The 15918-nt window shown below is 65.3% G+C and carries 12 protein-coding genes; 5 read left to right on the forward strand and 7 right to left on the reverse strand.

Annotated elements, in window-relative coordinates:
* Positions 1-108 precede the first annotated feature (108 nt).
* From AC3A6I_RS03125 to AC3A6I_RS03150, 6 genes are all read right to left on the reverse strand, one after another.
* Entirely contained in the window at positions 109-996 is an 888-nt protein-coding gene (locus AC3A6I_RS03125; RefSeq protein WP_487541724.1) for a PAS domain-containing protein, read from the reverse strand.
* A gap of 62 nt (positions 997-1058) precedes the next feature.
* Positions 1059-3518: a putative bifunctional diguanylate cyclase/phosphodiesterase gene (locus AC3A6I_RS03130; RefSeq protein ID WP_487541725.1), complete on the reverse strand. Its 2460-nt coding sequence runs from the start codon at positions 3516-3518 to the stop codon at positions 1059-1061.
* A 142-nt stretch (positions 3519-3660) separates the two neighbouring features.
* Positions 3661-4905 carry an aminopeptidase gene (locus tag AC3A6I_RS03135; protein ID WP_487541726.1) on the reverse strand — a complete coding sequence of 415 codons (1245 nt, stop codon included), beginning with the start codon at positions 4903-4905 and terminating at the stop codon, positions 3661-3663.
* Between the two features lie 409 nt (positions 4906-5314).
* Positions 5315-6727, reverse strand: a complete 1413-nt coding sequence (gene sthA / locus AC3A6I_RS03140) for a Si-specific NAD(P)(+) transhydrogenase (RefSeq protein WP_487541727.1) — start codon at positions 6725-6727, stop codon at positions 5315-5317.
* A gap of 229 nt (positions 6728-6956) precedes the next feature.
* The gene (gene ppk2 / locus AC3A6I_RS03145) at positions 6957-7883 is read right to left on the reverse strand and encodes a polyphosphate kinase 2 (RefSeq protein ID WP_487541728.1); all 927 of its coding nucleotides are present in this window, start codon (positions 7881-7883) and stop codon (positions 6957-6959) included.
* Between the two features lie 95 nt (positions 7884-7978).
* Entirely contained in the window at positions 7979-9742 is a 1764-nt protein-coding gene (locus tag AC3A6I_RS03150; protein WP_487541729.1) for an adenylate/guanylate cyclase domain-containing protein, read from the reverse strand.
* 274 nt (positions 9743-10016) lie between these two features.
* On the opposite strand from AC3A6I_RS03150, the gene AC3A6I_RS03155 reads away from it, so the two are divergent.
* Positions 10017-11021, forward strand: coding sequence for a lactonase family protein (locus AC3A6I_RS03155; protein WP_487541730.1), 1005 nt, complete (start codon positions 10017-10019; stop codon positions 11019-11021).
* Positions 11022-11122: 101 nt separating this feature from the next.
* Here AC3A6I_RS03155 and AC3A6I_RS03160 read toward each other — a convergent pair whose 3' ends face one another.
* On the reverse strand, positions 11123-12325 hold the full coding sequence (locus AC3A6I_RS03160; RefSeq protein WP_487541731.1) for an MFS transporter: 1203 nt from the start codon (positions 12323-12325) through the stop codon (positions 11123-11125).
* 254 nt (positions 12326-12579) lie between these two features.
* Here AC3A6I_RS03160 and AC3A6I_RS03165 point away from each other — a divergent pair, with 254 nt between their 5' ends.
* The 4 genes from AC3A6I_RS03165 (at position 12580) to AC3A6I_RS03180 (ending at position 15698) form a co-directional block, all read left to right on the forward strand.
* On the forward strand, positions 12580-13182 hold the full coding sequence (locus tag AC3A6I_RS03165) for a VPLPA-CTERM sorting domain-containing protein (RefSeq protein ID WP_487541732.1): 603 nt from the start codon (positions 12580-12582) through the stop codon (positions 13180-13182).
* Between the two features lie 401 nt (positions 13183-13583).
* Positions 13584-13943 carry a GntR family transcriptional regulator gene (locus AC3A6I_RS03170; RefSeq protein ID WP_487541733.1) on the forward strand — a complete coding sequence of 120 codons (360 nt, stop codon included), beginning with the start codon at positions 13584-13586 and terminating at the stop codon, positions 13941-13943.
* The gene (locus AC3A6I_RS03175; protein ID WP_487541734.1) at positions 13936-14817 is read left to right on the forward strand and encodes an ABC transporter ATP-binding protein; all 882 of its coding nucleotides are present in this window, start codon (positions 13936-13938) and stop codon (positions 14815-14817) included. Before AC3A6I_RS03170 ends, AC3A6I_RS03175 begins: the two co-directional genes overlap by 8 nt.
* Positions 14814-15698 (forward strand): hypothetical protein, encoded by an 885-nt coding sequence (locus tag AC3A6I_RS03180; RefSeq protein WP_487541735.1) that lies wholly within the window; start codon positions 14814-14816, stop codon positions 15696-15698. The genes AC3A6I_RS03175 and AC3A6I_RS03180 overlap by 4 nt, the downstream gene beginning before the upstream one ends.
* Positions 15699-15918: the final 220 nt, after the last annotated feature.

Below are 15918 nucleotides of genomic sequence, written 5' to 3' on the forward strand. Positions count from 1 at the left end.
GTCCCACATGCACCGAACCAGTTGGAAGGGTCTCCCTCCCCCTTGCGGGGAGGGGGACAGGGGTGGGGGTACCCTTCCCGCTCGATGCGAGAGTTAACCCATCCGCCCTCAGATCACCGTCTTCAGCATATCCAGCAGCGAGCCGTCAAAGTCCTCGACCGGCTGCGGTGCGGCGGTTGCCGAGCCCTTGACCGTCGCGATCTCCGACCAGCCCACGGTGATGGTGATGCCGCCCACCTTGCGGTCGGCGACGAACCACGGCGTGATCATCGTTGCGAACTGTACCGGCTGTCCGGTGGTCGGGCTGATGAACACCCGGCGCGTCTTCACCGCCTGGCCGGTCAGCGCCAGCGCATATTCGCCGGCTTGCTCGGGTCCCATCTCCGGAAACAGCTGCGGCAATGTTCGCCCTACCACCTCGCGCCGCTCCACGAACCGGTGCGCCTTGAGCCAGTGCACCGAGCAGTCGAGCACCTTCAGCTTGTCGTCGAGCATGGCGATGGGGATCGGCATCTCGCCGATCAGGTCCTGCACCAGCTTCAGCCGGCCCTGCACCACGAGCTCGCGCTCCATCTCGTCGGTAACGTCCTTGCTGACCCCGAACAGCTCGGTCACCCGCCCGTCGCGGATGCGCAGGTCGGCGATCGTCTCGATCATCCGCAACTGCCCGTCGGGGCGCTCGATCCTGAGCCGGCAGCGGAAGCCGCGCCGGTCCTGCAGCGCCTGCGCGATCAGCGTCAGCAGCTTGCCGCGGTCCTCGCTGAGGTAGAGTTTCACGATGTCCTGCAGCGGCACCGGGCCCTCGGGCTGTAGCCCATAGGTTTCAGCCGCCTTGTCCGACAGGACCACAGTCCCGGGAAAGATGATCTTCCACGGCGCCTGGCCCTCATGCTGCTCGAGCAGTTGCGCCATCCGCTCCGGGTCGGCCACCGGCGGCCTCGGCTCGTCGAGGGCCAGGGATGCGAGGGGCGCAGCGATCAGTTGCTTGTCGAACATTGTCGCGGGATCGGGTTGTCGCGGCAGCCTAGGGCCGGCGAGTTAAGCAATAGTTGGTGGCTCTAGCTGCGCTTGCGCTCACGCACGTCGGGCAGTTCCTGGTTGCCGAAGCCGGTGCGCGCCAGGGCACGCGCGCGGCCTTGCGGCAGGGGCGGACTGAACAGATATCCCTGCGCCTCATGGCAACCCTCGGTGCTCAGCATCAGCAGCTGCTCCCAGGTCTCCACCCCCTCGGCGATCACCCGCGCTTTGAGCGAGCGCCCGAGCCCGACGATGGCCCGTACGATTGCGGCCGACTCCTCCGAGCGCGGCAGGTCCGTGATGAAGGAGCGGTCGATCTTGATCTTGTCGAACGGAAAGCGCCGCAGGTAGCTCAGCGACGAATAGCCGGTGCCGAAATCGTCGAGCGCCACCCGGACCTGCATGCGGTGGAACTCCTCGAGCGTGGCGATGGCCTCGACCCCTTCGTCGAGCAGCACCGACTCGGTGATTTCCACCTCGAGCCGTTCGGGCGGCAGGCCCGAGTCTTCCAGCGCGCGCTTCATGGCACGCAGCGCTCCGCCATTGCGGAACTGCACTGCCGAGAGGTTCACCGCCAGCGATATTGTGCTCGGCCATTTGGTCGCGTCGGCGCAAGCCTGGCGTAGCACGAAGGCGCCGATCTGCTCGATCAGCCCGCTTTCCTCGGCCAGCGGCACGAACACCATCGGCGAGACGTCGCCATGCTTGGGCGAGCGCCAGCGCAGCAACGCCTCGAAGCCCACTAGGTGCTTCTGCTCGATATCCACCTGCGGCTGATAGACGACGTGGAATTCTCCACGGCTCAGCGCCTGCGCCAGCTCACGCTTCATCTCGCGCCTGAGCCGCAGTGCTTCGTCCATCGCCGGCTCGAAATAGCGGTAGTCGCGACCCTTCTGGCCTTTCACCCGGTACAGCGCCACGTCGGCGGCATGCATCAGGCTTTCGGCGTCCCGCCCGTCGCGTGGCGCCACCGCGATGCCGATGCTCGCGCCGATCTCCACCAGGCCCCCCTCGATCGGGAACGGCCGGACCAGCGCGTCGAGGATGGCTTGCGCCATCTCGGCCGCATCATTCTCCTGCTCGAGCGGCAGCAGCACCGCGAACTCGTCGCCGCCCAGCCGCACCACCATGTCGGCGCGCTTGCCGCATTGCCTCAGCCGCGCCGCCACCGCGCGCAGCAACACGTCACCCGCCTGGTGCCCCATGGTGTCGTTGATCAGCTTGAAGTCGTCGAGATCGACCGACAGCACCGCGAGCTGGTCGTCGCCCAGCTTTTCCAGCGTTTCGGCCAGCCGCTCGTGGAACCGCATGCGGTTGGGCAGACCGGTCAGGCTGTCGTGATGCGCCAGATAGGCGATCTCGGCCTCGTTATGCTTGGCGTCGGTGACGTCGCTGGATAGCGCCAGCAGCCGCGCCACCTCGCCATTCTCACCGAAGATCGGCGACACCGTGATGTCCCACCAACGCGGCTTGCCCTTGGCCGTGGGGCCGTACAGCGTATGCCGCGCCGTCTCGCCGCGCCGGGCCTTGGCCATGGCATGGCGGATGCTCGCCTGCGCGCTCTCGGGCCAGAACTGCTCGAACGGCCGGCCGCGAATGGCGGCGAAGTCGTCCACCTCCATGATGCGGATGCCCGGCCCGTTCATGAAGATCAGGTGTCCGCCGAAATCCAGCACCTCGATGGCGTTGGCGCTCGCCTCGAGGATCGAGCGCGCAAAGGCCTCGCTTTCGCGCAAAGCCGCCTCGGCGATCTTGCGGTCGTGGATATTTTCGAGCGTGCCGTACCAGCGCAAGATCCTGCCCCCGGCGTCGCGCCGCGCCGCTGCCCGTGCCCGCATCCAGCGATACTGTCCGCTCTTCAGCCGCAGGCGGTATTCGAGGTCGACGGGCTCGCCCGAGGCGATCGAGGCCTGCCACCTGACGATCGTCGACGTCATGTCGTCCGGGTGCAGCGCGCTGGCCCAGCCCTGGCCCAGCGTGCCCTGCGTGTCGAGATCGACCAGGTCCAGCCAGCGCGGTCCGAACTCGATGATATTGCCCTCGGCATCGGCCAGCCACGGCACTTCGGGGTTGAGCGCGATGGCGTGGCGATGGTGGTCCTCGCTCTCGCGCAGCGCCTTCTCCGCCTCGTGCGCGCGCGTCACGTCCTGCACGATGATCTGCACCGTGTCGGGTCCGGCCGGGAAATGCGTGGCCTGGAACTGGCGCACGCTGCCGTCGGCCGTCCTGCTCCTGAACGGGAACCGACCGGTCTTCGTCGAGCCGACCGCGTTGTGCAGCCGGCGCCGTACCCGCTGGCGGTCGCGTTGGTCGATCAGCTTCAGCATCTGCCCGAGCGGTATGTCCAGCGCGGCCTCGCTGCCGTCGAACTCCTCGTGCCGCACACGATCGGACGCTGCATCCCAGCGCCACACCGAAATGCCGGTCGCGGCGCTGATCTTGCGCAGCGTTTCCAGCGCGGCCTCCGCAACGCCGCCCCGCCGATCCTGTCTGTTGACCATGAGCTCCTCGGTCCTCTCCCGATGCTATGGTCGTCCAATGCTGCAAAAGATTAATCGCCGCGCTCTAGTGGAGCGCGGCGATCGGGCAATTACCCCGATGGTTAACTCATGTTGAGAAGCGGGCTGCGCATGCCCCCTTACTTCACGCCCATTCGCCTTTACGCATGACCGGTACTTTGCTGCCGTCGGGCTTGATGCCGTCGATGTCTATCTGATCCGAACCGATCATCCAGTCGGTGTGGATCAGGCTCTTGTTGCCGCCACGCGCTGCAATCTCATCTGGCGAAAGCTTGGTGCCGTTGATGAAGCAGTCGGCGTAGCATTGGCCGAGCGCGATGTGGCTGGCAGCGTTCTCGTCGAACAGCGTGTTGTAGAACAGGATGCCCGACTTGCTGATCGGCGAGCTATGCGGCACCAGTGCCACTTCGCCCAGCCGGCGCGAGCCTTCGTCGGTATCAAGGACCTTGAGCAGCACCGCTTCGCCCTGCGAAGCCTTCGCCTCGACGATGCGGCCGCCCTCGAACTTCACCTGGATGTCCGAGATCAGCGTGCCGTTATGGCTCAGTGGCTTGGTCGAGCGCACATAGCCCGAAACGCGCTGGCTGTGGGGGGTGGTGAACACTTCCTCGGTCGGGATGTTCGGGTTGCAGGTAATGCCATTCTTGGCCTCCGACGCGCCGCCCTTCCAGCGATGCTCGTCGGCGAGCCCGATGGTCAGGTCGGTGCCCGGTCCGGTATAGTGCAGCGACGCGAAGCGGTGCCCGTTGAGCCAGGTCCAGCGCTCCTTGAGCTTGGCATTATGCGCGTGCCACTCGGAGATCGGGTCCTCGCGGTCGACACGGCTGGCGGCGAAGATCGCCTCGGCCAGCTTGCCCATCGCGATCTCTTCGCTGTCGTCGGGGAACACCAGCTTGGCCCAGGCCGGATTGGGGTAGGAGACGATGTTCCAGTTGATGTCGAAGCCGGTGATCTTCTCGAGCGCCGGGCGGTAGGCCATCGAGGTCGCGCGGTTGGCGCGCGCCACCTTGGCCGGATCCTGCTGCGCGAGCATCATCGGGTTGTCGCCCGAAATGGCGAGGCGGGCGGCATTACCCTCGAACGCCTTGGCCATGCCCTCGAACAGCCAGCCCGGCGCCTTGTCGAAGCTCGCATCCTGCGCGTAGCGGTAGCGGTTGAGGGTGATCTCCTCGTCGGCAAAGATCGGCTGCACGACGCCGGCGCCGGCCTTGTAGGCATGCTCGACGATCTTGCGCACCAGGGGCAGCGCCGACATCGGCGCGGTGAGGATCAGGTCCTGGCCTGGCTCGAGCCTGAGCCCCACCTTGATCGCGACCTCCGCGAGGCGGTCGAGTTTGACGGGATCGATGGGGTTCTTGCCCTCAGCCATTGGAAAACCTTCGCGAAAACGGGGACAGAACCCTTACGCCGCGCCTCCGCCCGCTTCAAGCTGACCAGTTGGCTGAGGTCGTCGTCGGCCGGCGGCAGGCGCGTGCCCGGGCCAAGCCGCCAGGCCCGATCCGCCGCGAGCCCGCCGATTGCGTCAGCTTCGGGCGTCTCGCCGCCCATCCGCATCCAGTCCATTTGCCGTCTCCCGTGTCGTTACGGAAGATGGTCGAATGGCGGCAGGACGGATCGACATTGCTGCGTCGGGTCGGCGGAGGACTGATATTCGCCCACTCACCGGCTGTCATCCCTGCGAAAGCAGGGATCCACCTCTCCGCCAGCGCGGGCCGTGCCATGGATCCCCGCTTTCGCAGGGATGACATCGCGTCTGAGGAAAGTCGGCTGGCCGACGCCTACTGCGTCGGCACCACATCCCTTGGCGGCATGCGATTGAACGCGTCAAGCGCCGCGATCTTGTAGGCTTCAGCCAGCGTAGGATAGTTGAAGGCGTTCTCGACGAAGTAATCCACCGTGCCTTTGAGGTTCAGCACCGCCTGGCCGATATGGATGAGCTCGGTCGCGCCTTCGCCGATGATATGCGCGCCCAGCAGCCGCCGCGTCTTCAGCGAGAAGATCAGCTTCATCATGCCGCCCTGCAGGCCCATGATGTGCCCGCGCGAAGTCTCGCGGAAGCGGGCGATGCCGCATTCATAGGCGATGTTCTTGGCCTTCACCTCGGCCTCGGTCAGCCCGACGGTGGAAATCTCGGGCACCGCATAGATGCCGTAGGGGAAATATTCCGGGGCAGGGGGGATCGGCGCGCCGAAGGCGTGGCAGGCCGCGATCCGGCCCTGCTCCATCGCCGTCGAGGCCAGCGAGGGAAAGCCGATCACGTCGCCGGCGGCATAGATATTGGGCGCCGTCGTCTGGAAGGTGCGGGGATCGACCTTCAGCCGCCCGCGCTCGTCCGCCTCGAGCTCGCAGGTCTCGAGCCCCAGCCCCGCCGTCGCGCCGACGCGGCCCGCCGCATAGAGCAGCATCTCGGTGCGGATCTTCCGCCCGTCGGAAAGCGTCGAGACCGTCCAGCCCTGGTTGTCGAGCTCTACCGCGTCGACCTTTACGCCGAGCCGCAGCTGCATGCCACGCTTGCGCAGCTCGTGCACGAATTCCTCGATGATCTCGCGATCGATGAATTCGAGGAACTGCGCGCGCGGTTCGACCAGCGTCACCGGCACGTCCATGGCCGAAAAGATCGTCGCATACTCGAGCCCGATCACCCCGGCACCCACCACCGTCAGGCTCCTGGGCACGCGCGGGTCGGACGCGACATTGTCGCTGTCGAACACGCTCGTCTCGTTGAACGGGATGTGCCTGGGCCGATACGGCGCCGTGCCGACCGCGATCACCGCGTTGTCGAAGCCGAAGCTGTGCTCGCTGTCATCGCCATTTTTCACGACGATCGTGTGCGGATCGGTGAAGCGCGCCTTGCCGGCAACGGTGCGCACGCCGTTGCGCGCGAACTGGTGCTCCAGCACGTCGATTTCGTAGTCGAGCGTCATGCGTAGGCGCGCGCCGAGGTCGCGACCCTCGATATCCTTCTTCACCCGATAGGCGAGGCCGTAAAACCCGCGCTCGCGCCAGCCCGACAGGTTCAGCACCGTCTCGCGCAGTGTCTTCGACGGGATCGTGCCGGTATGCACCGATACTCCGCCGACGCGCAGCCGGTTTTCCACCACCAGCACCGATTTGCCGAGCTTGGCCGCCTGGATCGCCGCCCGCCGCCCCGCCGGCCCCGACCCGATGACGATGAGATCGTAACTGTCCATGAGCCTGTCCCCCGAGTCGTAATCTTGCATGACCGGCTCGATCCTCACATCTGGTCGTCGCTGCATGGCGGGAATGCGCGTTGGTGCGTGGCGCACCCCTCATCCGATGCTACGCGCCACCTTCTCCCCGACGGGGAGAAGAATACGGAGAGTTCGGTGATCACCCTATTCCTCTCCCCGTCGGGGAGAGGGTGGACCGGCGAAGCCGGGACGGGTGAGGGGTCTGGCCTCAGTACGCTTCCGGCACGTACAGCTCGGGCTTCACCGCATGCCGCACATAGTCCGGGCTGCGCACGCGCGGCGGCAATGTGATCTCATCCTTGGGCACCTCGCCGTAGGGCACCTGGCTCAGCAGGTGCGAGATCATGTTGAGCCGGGCCCGCTTCTTGTCCGCCGCCTGCACCACCCACCACGGCGCCTCGTCCGTGTGCGTGCGGTCGAACATCTCTTCCTTGGCGCGCGTATAGTCTTCCCAGTGCACCCGGCTCTCGAGGTCCATGGGGCTGAGCTTCCACTGCTTCAGCGGATCGTGGATGCGCATCTTGAAGCGGAATTCCTGTTCCTCATCGGTGATCGAGAACCAGTATTTGACGAGGATGATGCCGGAACGGACCAGCATGCGCTCGAACTCGGGCACCGAGCGGAAGAACTCTTCCAGCTCACTCTGGGTGCAGAACCCCATCACCCGCTCGACGCCGGCGCGGTTGTACCAGGAGCGGTCGAACAGCACCATTTCGCCGGCCGACGGCAGATGCGGCACGTAGCGCTGGAAATACCACTGGCCCTGTTCCTTGTTGGTCGGCGCCGGCAGCGCCACCACACGGCAGGTGCGCGGGTTGAGCCGCTGCGTCACGCGCTTGATCGCGCCGCCCTTGCCGGCGCTGTCGCGGCCCTCGAAGATGACCAGCATCTTCAGCTTCTTGTACTGCACCCAGTCCTGCAGCTTCACCAGCTCGTGCTGCAACCGGAACAGCTCGCGGAAATAGATCTTGCGGTCGAGCGTATCCTCGGCCGGCCCGGACATGCCCTCGGCGACCAGCTCGTCGAGCCGGTCGTCTTCCATCTGCATTTCCAGTTCTTCGTCAAAATCGTCGGCGATGGCCTGCTTGATGCGCTCGACGTCGGCGGGCGTCTTGTTGTCCTGGAACTCGTTCATCGGGCTGCCCCTGTGGTTAGTGGGCCGAACACAAGCCCACAGCCTGTGAAGCTATTGTGACAGTTCCGCGACGCCCCGACGAAGAGTCGGCAGGCTCAGCCTTCGGGCAGGCCCGCCAGCCGCAGGCCGTCGAGCACGGCGGCGAGCCGGGTCGGGTCCTGCTGCGGCTGCCCGGCCCAGATCCGCTGCACCGTCGTCTCCGGTGCCAGCCGCTTCAATGCCGCGACATGCCGCCGGGCTTCGTCCATGCGGTCCAGATGCGCATTGGCTGCAGCCAGCATCCAGTAAGTGCACACAAAGCTCGGATTGGACGAGATCGAGCGCTTGGCCCAGGAGATGGCCTGCTCGTACTCGCCGCGGATCACGTGCACATGTGCGATCGCCGTCAGCGGCCAGTGCGCCCCATCCACCGCGGGCGACAGCCGGATCGCATGCTCGCAATAGGCGATCGCGTCATCGAGATTGCCCAGGTGCAGCTGCGCGATGCCGGCGAACATGATCACGGTCAGGTTGTTGGGGTTGAGCCCCACGGCCCGCCGGGTCAGCTCCAGCCCGCGGTCATAGTCCTTGAGGTTGTGGATCAGCATCATGCTGGCGAGGCTGAGCACCACCGCATCATCGCGCGCATGCGCCAGCGCCGCCTCCACCAGCTCGATGCCGTGCTGCTGGTCGTCGGAACCGATCGCCGGCCAGCCCTGCGAGGCCCGGTGCAGCATGGCATTGCCGGCATAGACGAGATAGGTCGGGTTGTTCGGCTCGAGCTCGATGGCGCGCAGTAATAGCGCAATCGCCTCGGCATTGGCGCGCTCGGTCTGCGACAGGTGCATCGGCAGCGCGCGCAGATAAAGGTCGTAGCCCTCGACGCTGTCGGGCCGCTCCCGCCGCGAGCGCTCGATCTCAGCCCAGCGGATCGCCGGCTCGACGATCGAGGCCACCGTCGCGGTGATCCGGTCCTGGAAGTCGAACACGTCCTCGAGCGTGCCGTCGAACTTGTCGGCCCAGAGGTGCGCGCCCGTCGCCGCATCGATCAGCTGCGCCGTGATGCGCAGCCGGCTGCCGGCCTTGCGCACGCTGCCCTCGAGCAGATAGCGGATGCCGAGCTCGCGCGACACGTCGCGCACGTCCACCGCCCGGCCCTTGTAGACGAAGCTCGAATTGCGGGCGATGACCGCAAAATCCTTGAAGCGCGACAGCGCGGTGATGATGTCTTCCACCACGCCGTCCGCAAAATATTCCTGCTCGCTGTCGCCGCCCATATTGTCGAAGGGCAGCACCGCCACCGAGGGTTTTCGCGGCTCGACCGTCACCCCGTCCGGCGCCCGCGTACGCTTGGGCGCTCCGGTCAGCACCTCGAACACCCGCACCGGCCGCGCGATATTCTTTAGCTTTTTCTCGCCGAGGTCGCGGAAGGCGGCCTTCATGCGGTCGCGCACTTCCTCGTGCACCTTGCCCGACACATAGACCCCGCCGGGCTCTGCGATCGTCTGCAGCCGCGCCGCGACGTTTATGCCGTCGCCATAGATATGGGTGTCGTCGTGGATCACATCGCCCTGGTTGATGCCGATGCGGAACAGCATGCGCTTGCCTTCCGGCACCGGCGCGTTGCGCTCGGCCATCACGGTCTGCATGGCCAGCCCGGCCTCCACCGCCGACACGGTGGACGGGAACTCGGCCACCAGTCCGTCGCCGGCCAGGTCCACCACACGGCCGCCATGCTGGGTCAGCACCGCGATCACCGCGGTCTGATGCCCCTTTAGCGCGGCGATCGCGCTCGACTCGTCGGCGCCTACCAGTGCGCTGTAGCCAGCTATGTCCGCGCACAGCACCGCCGCAAGGCGGCGCGACAAAACCTGATCCATTTCCGCGTCCAAGAGCGCTTCCAGGAAAACTGCGAAAGCGTTGCCGTTCGGAACGCGACCACGCCGATGCACCAGTATAGGCCACGTTTTCCCACAACGTAGCCTGCACTTAGGCGGGTCGCTCACCCGAGTCCAAGGGTAAAGCTTCGCACCGTTACTTGGAAGTAGAAAGCGTTGTTCGATCTCTCAGCCGAACGGCCGATCCGTGCCCACTTCCCCCGCCGAGCGCTCTCCCCTAAGACTTGCCCGCGAAAATCTACGAGGAGGCATATCCATGTCCAAGCTCACCCTGCTTTCCGGCTCCTACACCGGCCCCGGCGGCGCCGGCCTCAAGCTGCTGAGCTTCGATACCGGCACCGGCGCCTTCGAGCTGGTGCGCGAATACCCCGGCACCCCCGATACCTCGTGGATCGCCTACGACGCGCATAGCCGCGCCGTATTCATCACCGACGAGATGGCCGAAAAGGTCGGTGCCTTCATCCTGTCGCCCGATCCCACGACCGTGGCCCCGCTCGGCTACCTGCCCACCGGCGCCAAGTACCCGTGCTACCTGCGGCTGAGCCCCGATGGCAAAATCCTCGCAGTCGCCAACTATGGCGACGACTCGGTGGCCACCTACGCCGTCGCCGCCAACGGCGCGCTCAGCGCCGGCGCCGTGCTACGCGGCACGCAGGACCACGCCGCCGGCCACGCCCACTGGGCGCAATGGTCCCCCGAGGGCGACCGGCTCTACGTCGTCGACCTCGGCCACGACGAGGTCCGCAGCTTTACCTATGCCGATGGCAGCTTCGGTGCCCCGCAAGTCGCCTTCTCGATGCCCAAAGGCTCGGGTCCGCGCCACCTCGCCTTCCACCCCGGCGGCAAGTTCGCCTATCTCTGGACCGAGTACGCCAACGTCCTCACCGCGCTCTCGCGCAATGCCGACGGCACGCTGATCGAGATCAACGCGCTCTCCGCCCTGCCGCCAGAGTTCAAGGACACCTCCTACGGCGCCCATATCGAAGTGAACGCCAAGGGCGACACCGTCTACGTCTCCAACCGCGGCCACAATTCCATCGCCGCCTTCGCCATCGCGGCCGATGGCTCGATCAGCCTGAAGCAGATCGTCTCCTGCGGCGGCGACTGGCCGCGTTTCTTCATCCTGCTCGGCAACCACCTCGTGGTCGCCAACCAGAAGAGCGAGAACCTCGCCACCTTCGACGTCGCCGCCGACGGCACGCTGAAGCCCAACGGCCAGGAGTTCAAGCTGCAAGCCCCGGTCGCCCTGCTGCCGATCTGATGAATACGGAAGTCGGAAGTCGGAAGTCGAAGGTCGGATGTCGGATGAAACGTCCGACTTCCGATTTCCGACTTCCGATTTCCGACCTTCGACTTCCGCTCTTACCGCACCTTCCCCATATCCGGCAGGAACACCGTCAGCAGTCCGGCCAGCGGCATGAACGAGCACAGCCAGAACACGTATTCGACGCTGGTCACGTCCGCGACCGCCCCCAGCGCCGCCGCGGCGATGCCGCCGGCTCCGAACGCGAGCCCGAAGAATATTCCCGCGATCAACCCGATCCGCCCCGGCATCAGCTCCTGCGCGAACACCACGATGGCCGAGAAGGCCGACGAGAAGATGATCCCGATGATCACCGTCAGCACCACCGTCCAGGTGAGGTCGGCATAAGGCAGGGCCAGCGTGAACGGCAGCACGCCCAGGATCGAGAACCAGATCACGAACTTGGCGCCGAAGCGGTCGCCGATCGGCCCGCCGATGAACACGCCGAATGCAGAGGCGCCCAGATAGACGAAGAGCAGCAGCTGCGCGTCCTGCACGCCGACCCCGAACTTGTCGATCAGGAAGAACGTGTAATAGCTCGAAAGGCTCGCGGTATAGGCGTTCTTGGTCAGCGTCAGCACGGTGAGCACCGTGAGCGCGATCAGCGTCGTGCGCCGGTCGAAGGGCAGCACGCGGCTCACCGGCGCCTTGCCGGCATTGGCCCGGCGGTGCTCGGAATACCACATGCCCACCCGCGTCAGGATCACGATCCCGACCAGAGAGCCGATGGCGAACAGGCTCACGCTCCACTGCCCACGCGGCAAGACGATGAAGGCGGCAAGCAACGGCCCGAGCGCCGAGCCGGCATTGCCGCCCACCTGGAACAGCGATTGCGCCAGCCCGTGCCGGCCACCCGAAGCCAGCCGTGCCACCCGGCTCGATTCGGGGTGGAAGATGGCCGAACCCAGCCCGACGAAGGCTGAACCGACCAGCAGCAGCCAGTAGCTGTTGGCAAAGCCGAGAACGAGCAGTCCGACAAGGCTCAACCCCATGCCCACCGGCAGCGAGTAGGGCAGGGGGCGTTTGTCCGTATACATGCCGATGGCCGGCTGCAGCAGCGATGCGGTGACCTGGAAGGTGAAGGTCAACAGCCCGATCTGTACATAGTCGAGGCCGTAATTCACCTTGAGGATCGGGTAGATGGCCGACAGCAGCGATTGCAGCACGTCGTTGATCAGGTGGCATACGCTGACCATGACGATGATCGAGAGCGTGGTCTTGCCGGCGAGATCGCTCGCCGAGGGAGTGGCTGCAACGGCCATGGGGAGAAATCCGAGGATAGGGCCGGCAGGGCACCGGCGAACCCCCGACTAACATGTCAGCGGGGGCTTGTCGTTACCACCAAGGCCTCAACCCGTTCGCCCTTTCCCAAGTCGGGCGGAGCCAGGCTGTGCTGCATTCAACAGACATACGGTTCACCAACATCTTGGATAGACAGTATTACGCATTGCAATACGGTAAAGCGTCGGTTAACGAGGCTGGTGATTGCTATATTTTCATCAGAAGGTTTGGAGAAATGAAGTTTATCAGCGTCATCGGCGCGGCGCTTGCGCTGACGATGAGCATCGGTTCGGCAAGTGCCGCGGTCTATTCGTTCACCGGCTCGAATCCGGACGCATCGCTGTTCAGCACGGATTGCTCGATCGGTGGTTTCTTGAACACCGGCTGCGACGTCACGTTTGGCTCGGCCGGCGCTGGCGTTGACGGCTTCGGTTTCGGGGCGATTCCGGACACCGATCCCGGCAGCATCGACAGCTTCCCGTTCAGCTTCGAAACGCTGATCGTCAACTTCCTGCAGCCGTTCACCCTGATGGCGTTCGAGCTCGGCAACTTCTCCGGCGCCGACGATTTCGAGTTCTCGCTCGATGGCGGCGCATTCTTCGATATCGGCACCTACAACCCGATGACCTTCGGGCCCGCCGGTGTGCTGGTCTCGTCGCTTGCCATCCGTGCTTCGACGGACAACATCGTCGACGCCTTTGTACCCGACGCGTTTACATTGAAGAGCATCACCGGCGTTGCTGCCGTCCCAGTCCCGGCCGGCATCGCGCTCCTCGGCTCGGCCTTGGGCGCCCTCGGCCTCGTCAGCTGGCGCAAGCGCAAGGCGCAGGCCGCGTAAGCCGGCCGGCCATAGACGCGAATTTCGCGGGACCGGGGGCAACCTCGGTCCCGCTTTCTTTGGGCTGGCATCGAGCGCGGAGGCGGCGCCCATCCACAATGACGCCGGCGCTTGTGGACTGCTCGAATGAAACGCCCTGGCGCAGCTCTGGGGGTGAGCCATACCCACGCGGCTCTCCGCGATCCCTCTGCGGGGCCCGTCGGACGCGTCCATCCACCGGGTCATCCCCGCGAAAGCGGGGACCTCCGTTTACTACATGCGACCAAAACAGAGGTTCCCGCTTTCGCGGGAATGACTCCGCCCAGAATGGCTTCTCCGAAGGGCAGCCCAACCCCTGAATATCCCATTGCCACCGCCGATATAGTGTGCTACATAACTACGACACTACCAAGGCATCACGCATGAGCCAGTTCAACGACAACCAGCCGATCTTCGTGCAGATCAGCGAAAGGATTGCCGACATGATCCTCTCGAACGCCGCCGCTGAAGGCGAGGCACTGCCGTCCGTGCGCCAGATTTCGGCCGACCTGTCGGTCAATCCGCTCACCGTCACCCGCGCCTACCAGTCGCTCGTCGATATCGGCGTCGTCGAGTCGCGCCGTGGCATGGGCATGTATGTGGCCGATGGCGGCCGCGAAAAACTGCTCGCCCACGAGCGCGAAAAGTTCCTTTCCGAGGAGTGGCCGCGCGTGCTGACGCGCATCGCTGCCCTCGGCCTCGATCCCCAGGTTTTGCTCCAGCAAGGCGGTAAAGATGAATGATCTTGCTCAAACCCCAACTGCTCCGATCGTCTCGGCGCGCGGCCTCCGCAAGCGGTTCGGCCGCACCGAGATCCTCCACGGGCTCGATTTCGACATCCCGCCCGGACGCATCTACGGCCTCGTCGGCCATAACGGCGCCGGCAAGACCACCACGCTGAACGCCCTGCTTGGGCTCACTTCCTACGAGGGCACCGTGCGGGTGCTGGGCGAGGATCCGTTCCAAAAGCGCGCCCGGCTGATGGAGAATGTCGCCTTCATCTCCGATGTGGCGAGCCTGCCGCGCTTCCTGCGCGTCCGCGAGCTGTTCGCGCTACTCACCAACATCCATCCCAACTTCAGCCAAGAGAAGGCCCGCGGCTTCCTCGAAGGCACCGACGTGAAGATGGAGGCGCGGGTCAAGAATCTGAGCAAGGGCATGATCGCCCAGCTCCACCTCGCTGTGGTGATGGCGATCGATGCAAAGCTGCTCGTCCTCGACGAGCCCACGCTCGGCCTCGACATCACCTACCGCAAGCGCTTCTACCGGCGCCTGCTCGAGGACTACATGACCGAGGAGCGCACCCTACTCATCACCACCCACCAGGTGGATGAGATCGAGTTCATGCTCTCCGACATCATGTTCATGCGCGATGGCGAACTGATCCTGCACATGCAGATGGAGACGGTGTCGAGCAAGTTCACCCAGCTGATCGTCAAGCCCGATCAGGTCGCCGCTGCTGAGGCGCTCGGGCCCATCTACAGCGAAACGCGCTTCGGCATGACCGCGATGGTCTTCGACGGCGTCGATCGCGACCTGCTCGCCCCGCTGGGCGAGGTCTCCACCCCCACCCTGAGCGACCTCTTCGTCGCCCTCATGCAGCGGGATCGGAAATGAAGTCTCTGCTCGCCCTCATCCGGCGCGAATTCCTCGAGCATCGCGGCGCCTTCTTCTACGCGCCCGCCATGGTTCTCGGCCTGCTCGCTCTCGTCATGCTGGCCGGCGGCACCTTCGGCCGGTTCGCCACCTTCCAGAAGGTCGGCATCGTCACCGGCGGCAAGGGCTTCGAGTTCGGCTTCCTGGCCCTGTCGGCGCTGTGGATGGTCTACCTCATGGCGACGCTGTTCTTCTATTTCGCCGATGCCTTCAGCGCCGACAGCCGGAACAACTCCATGCTGTTCTGGAAATCCATGCCTCAGTCCGACTTCAAAATCCTCGCCTCCAAGATGACGGCCGGCATCACCCTGTTCCCGGCGCTCATCTTCGTCGCGGCCATGCTGAGCGGGTTGATCGTTTACATCGGCACGCTGCTGATGGTGTTCACCGTACCCGGTTTCCAGCTCTCGGACCCGGTCATCTATGCCGTTACCGCCATCAACGTCGCCGCCTTCGATCTCGGTTACCTCGTCCTGGCGCTGCTCTGGTACGCGCCCTTCTTCGCCTGGGTCGGGTTGCTGTCGACCCTGTTCCGGCGCTGGTCCATCCCGCTCGCCTTCCTCATCCCGGGGCTTATCGGTCTCGCCGAAAACCTGCTGTTGCGCGACATGGGGCCCGAGGCCGGCTACTTCCTCACCTATCTGCACCAGCGCAGCGACTTCTCGATCGACGAAGGCATCTTCCGCGATGCCTTGCTCCGCCCCGAGCCGTTCGATGCCAGCCTCATGCTGTCGCGCTTCGCCGCCACCGTCGATTGGCCGCAACTCGTCGGCGGCCTGATCGTCGCCGCCCTGTTCGTCTACATCGCCAGCGAAGCCCGCCGCCGCGCCATCGCAAACTAGAGGCGGAGCCTCCTCTTCACCTCCCCCCTTGTGGGGGAGGCCGGGAGGGGGCCGTCTCTATCGTTGGGCACCCTTCACCCTCCCCTCGCCGGGAGGGTAGCGCAGCTAGACGCAGCCGTAGCGAAAGCTAGGGTGGGGCGAGCCACGCGCGCTGGGCGCATAATCAGCCCCCTCACGCCCTCATTCCCGCAAATCAGTATCGACTGCCCACCACACCGCC

The sequence above is a fragment of the Devosia sp. Soil_C_22 genome (assembly GCF_057657195.1).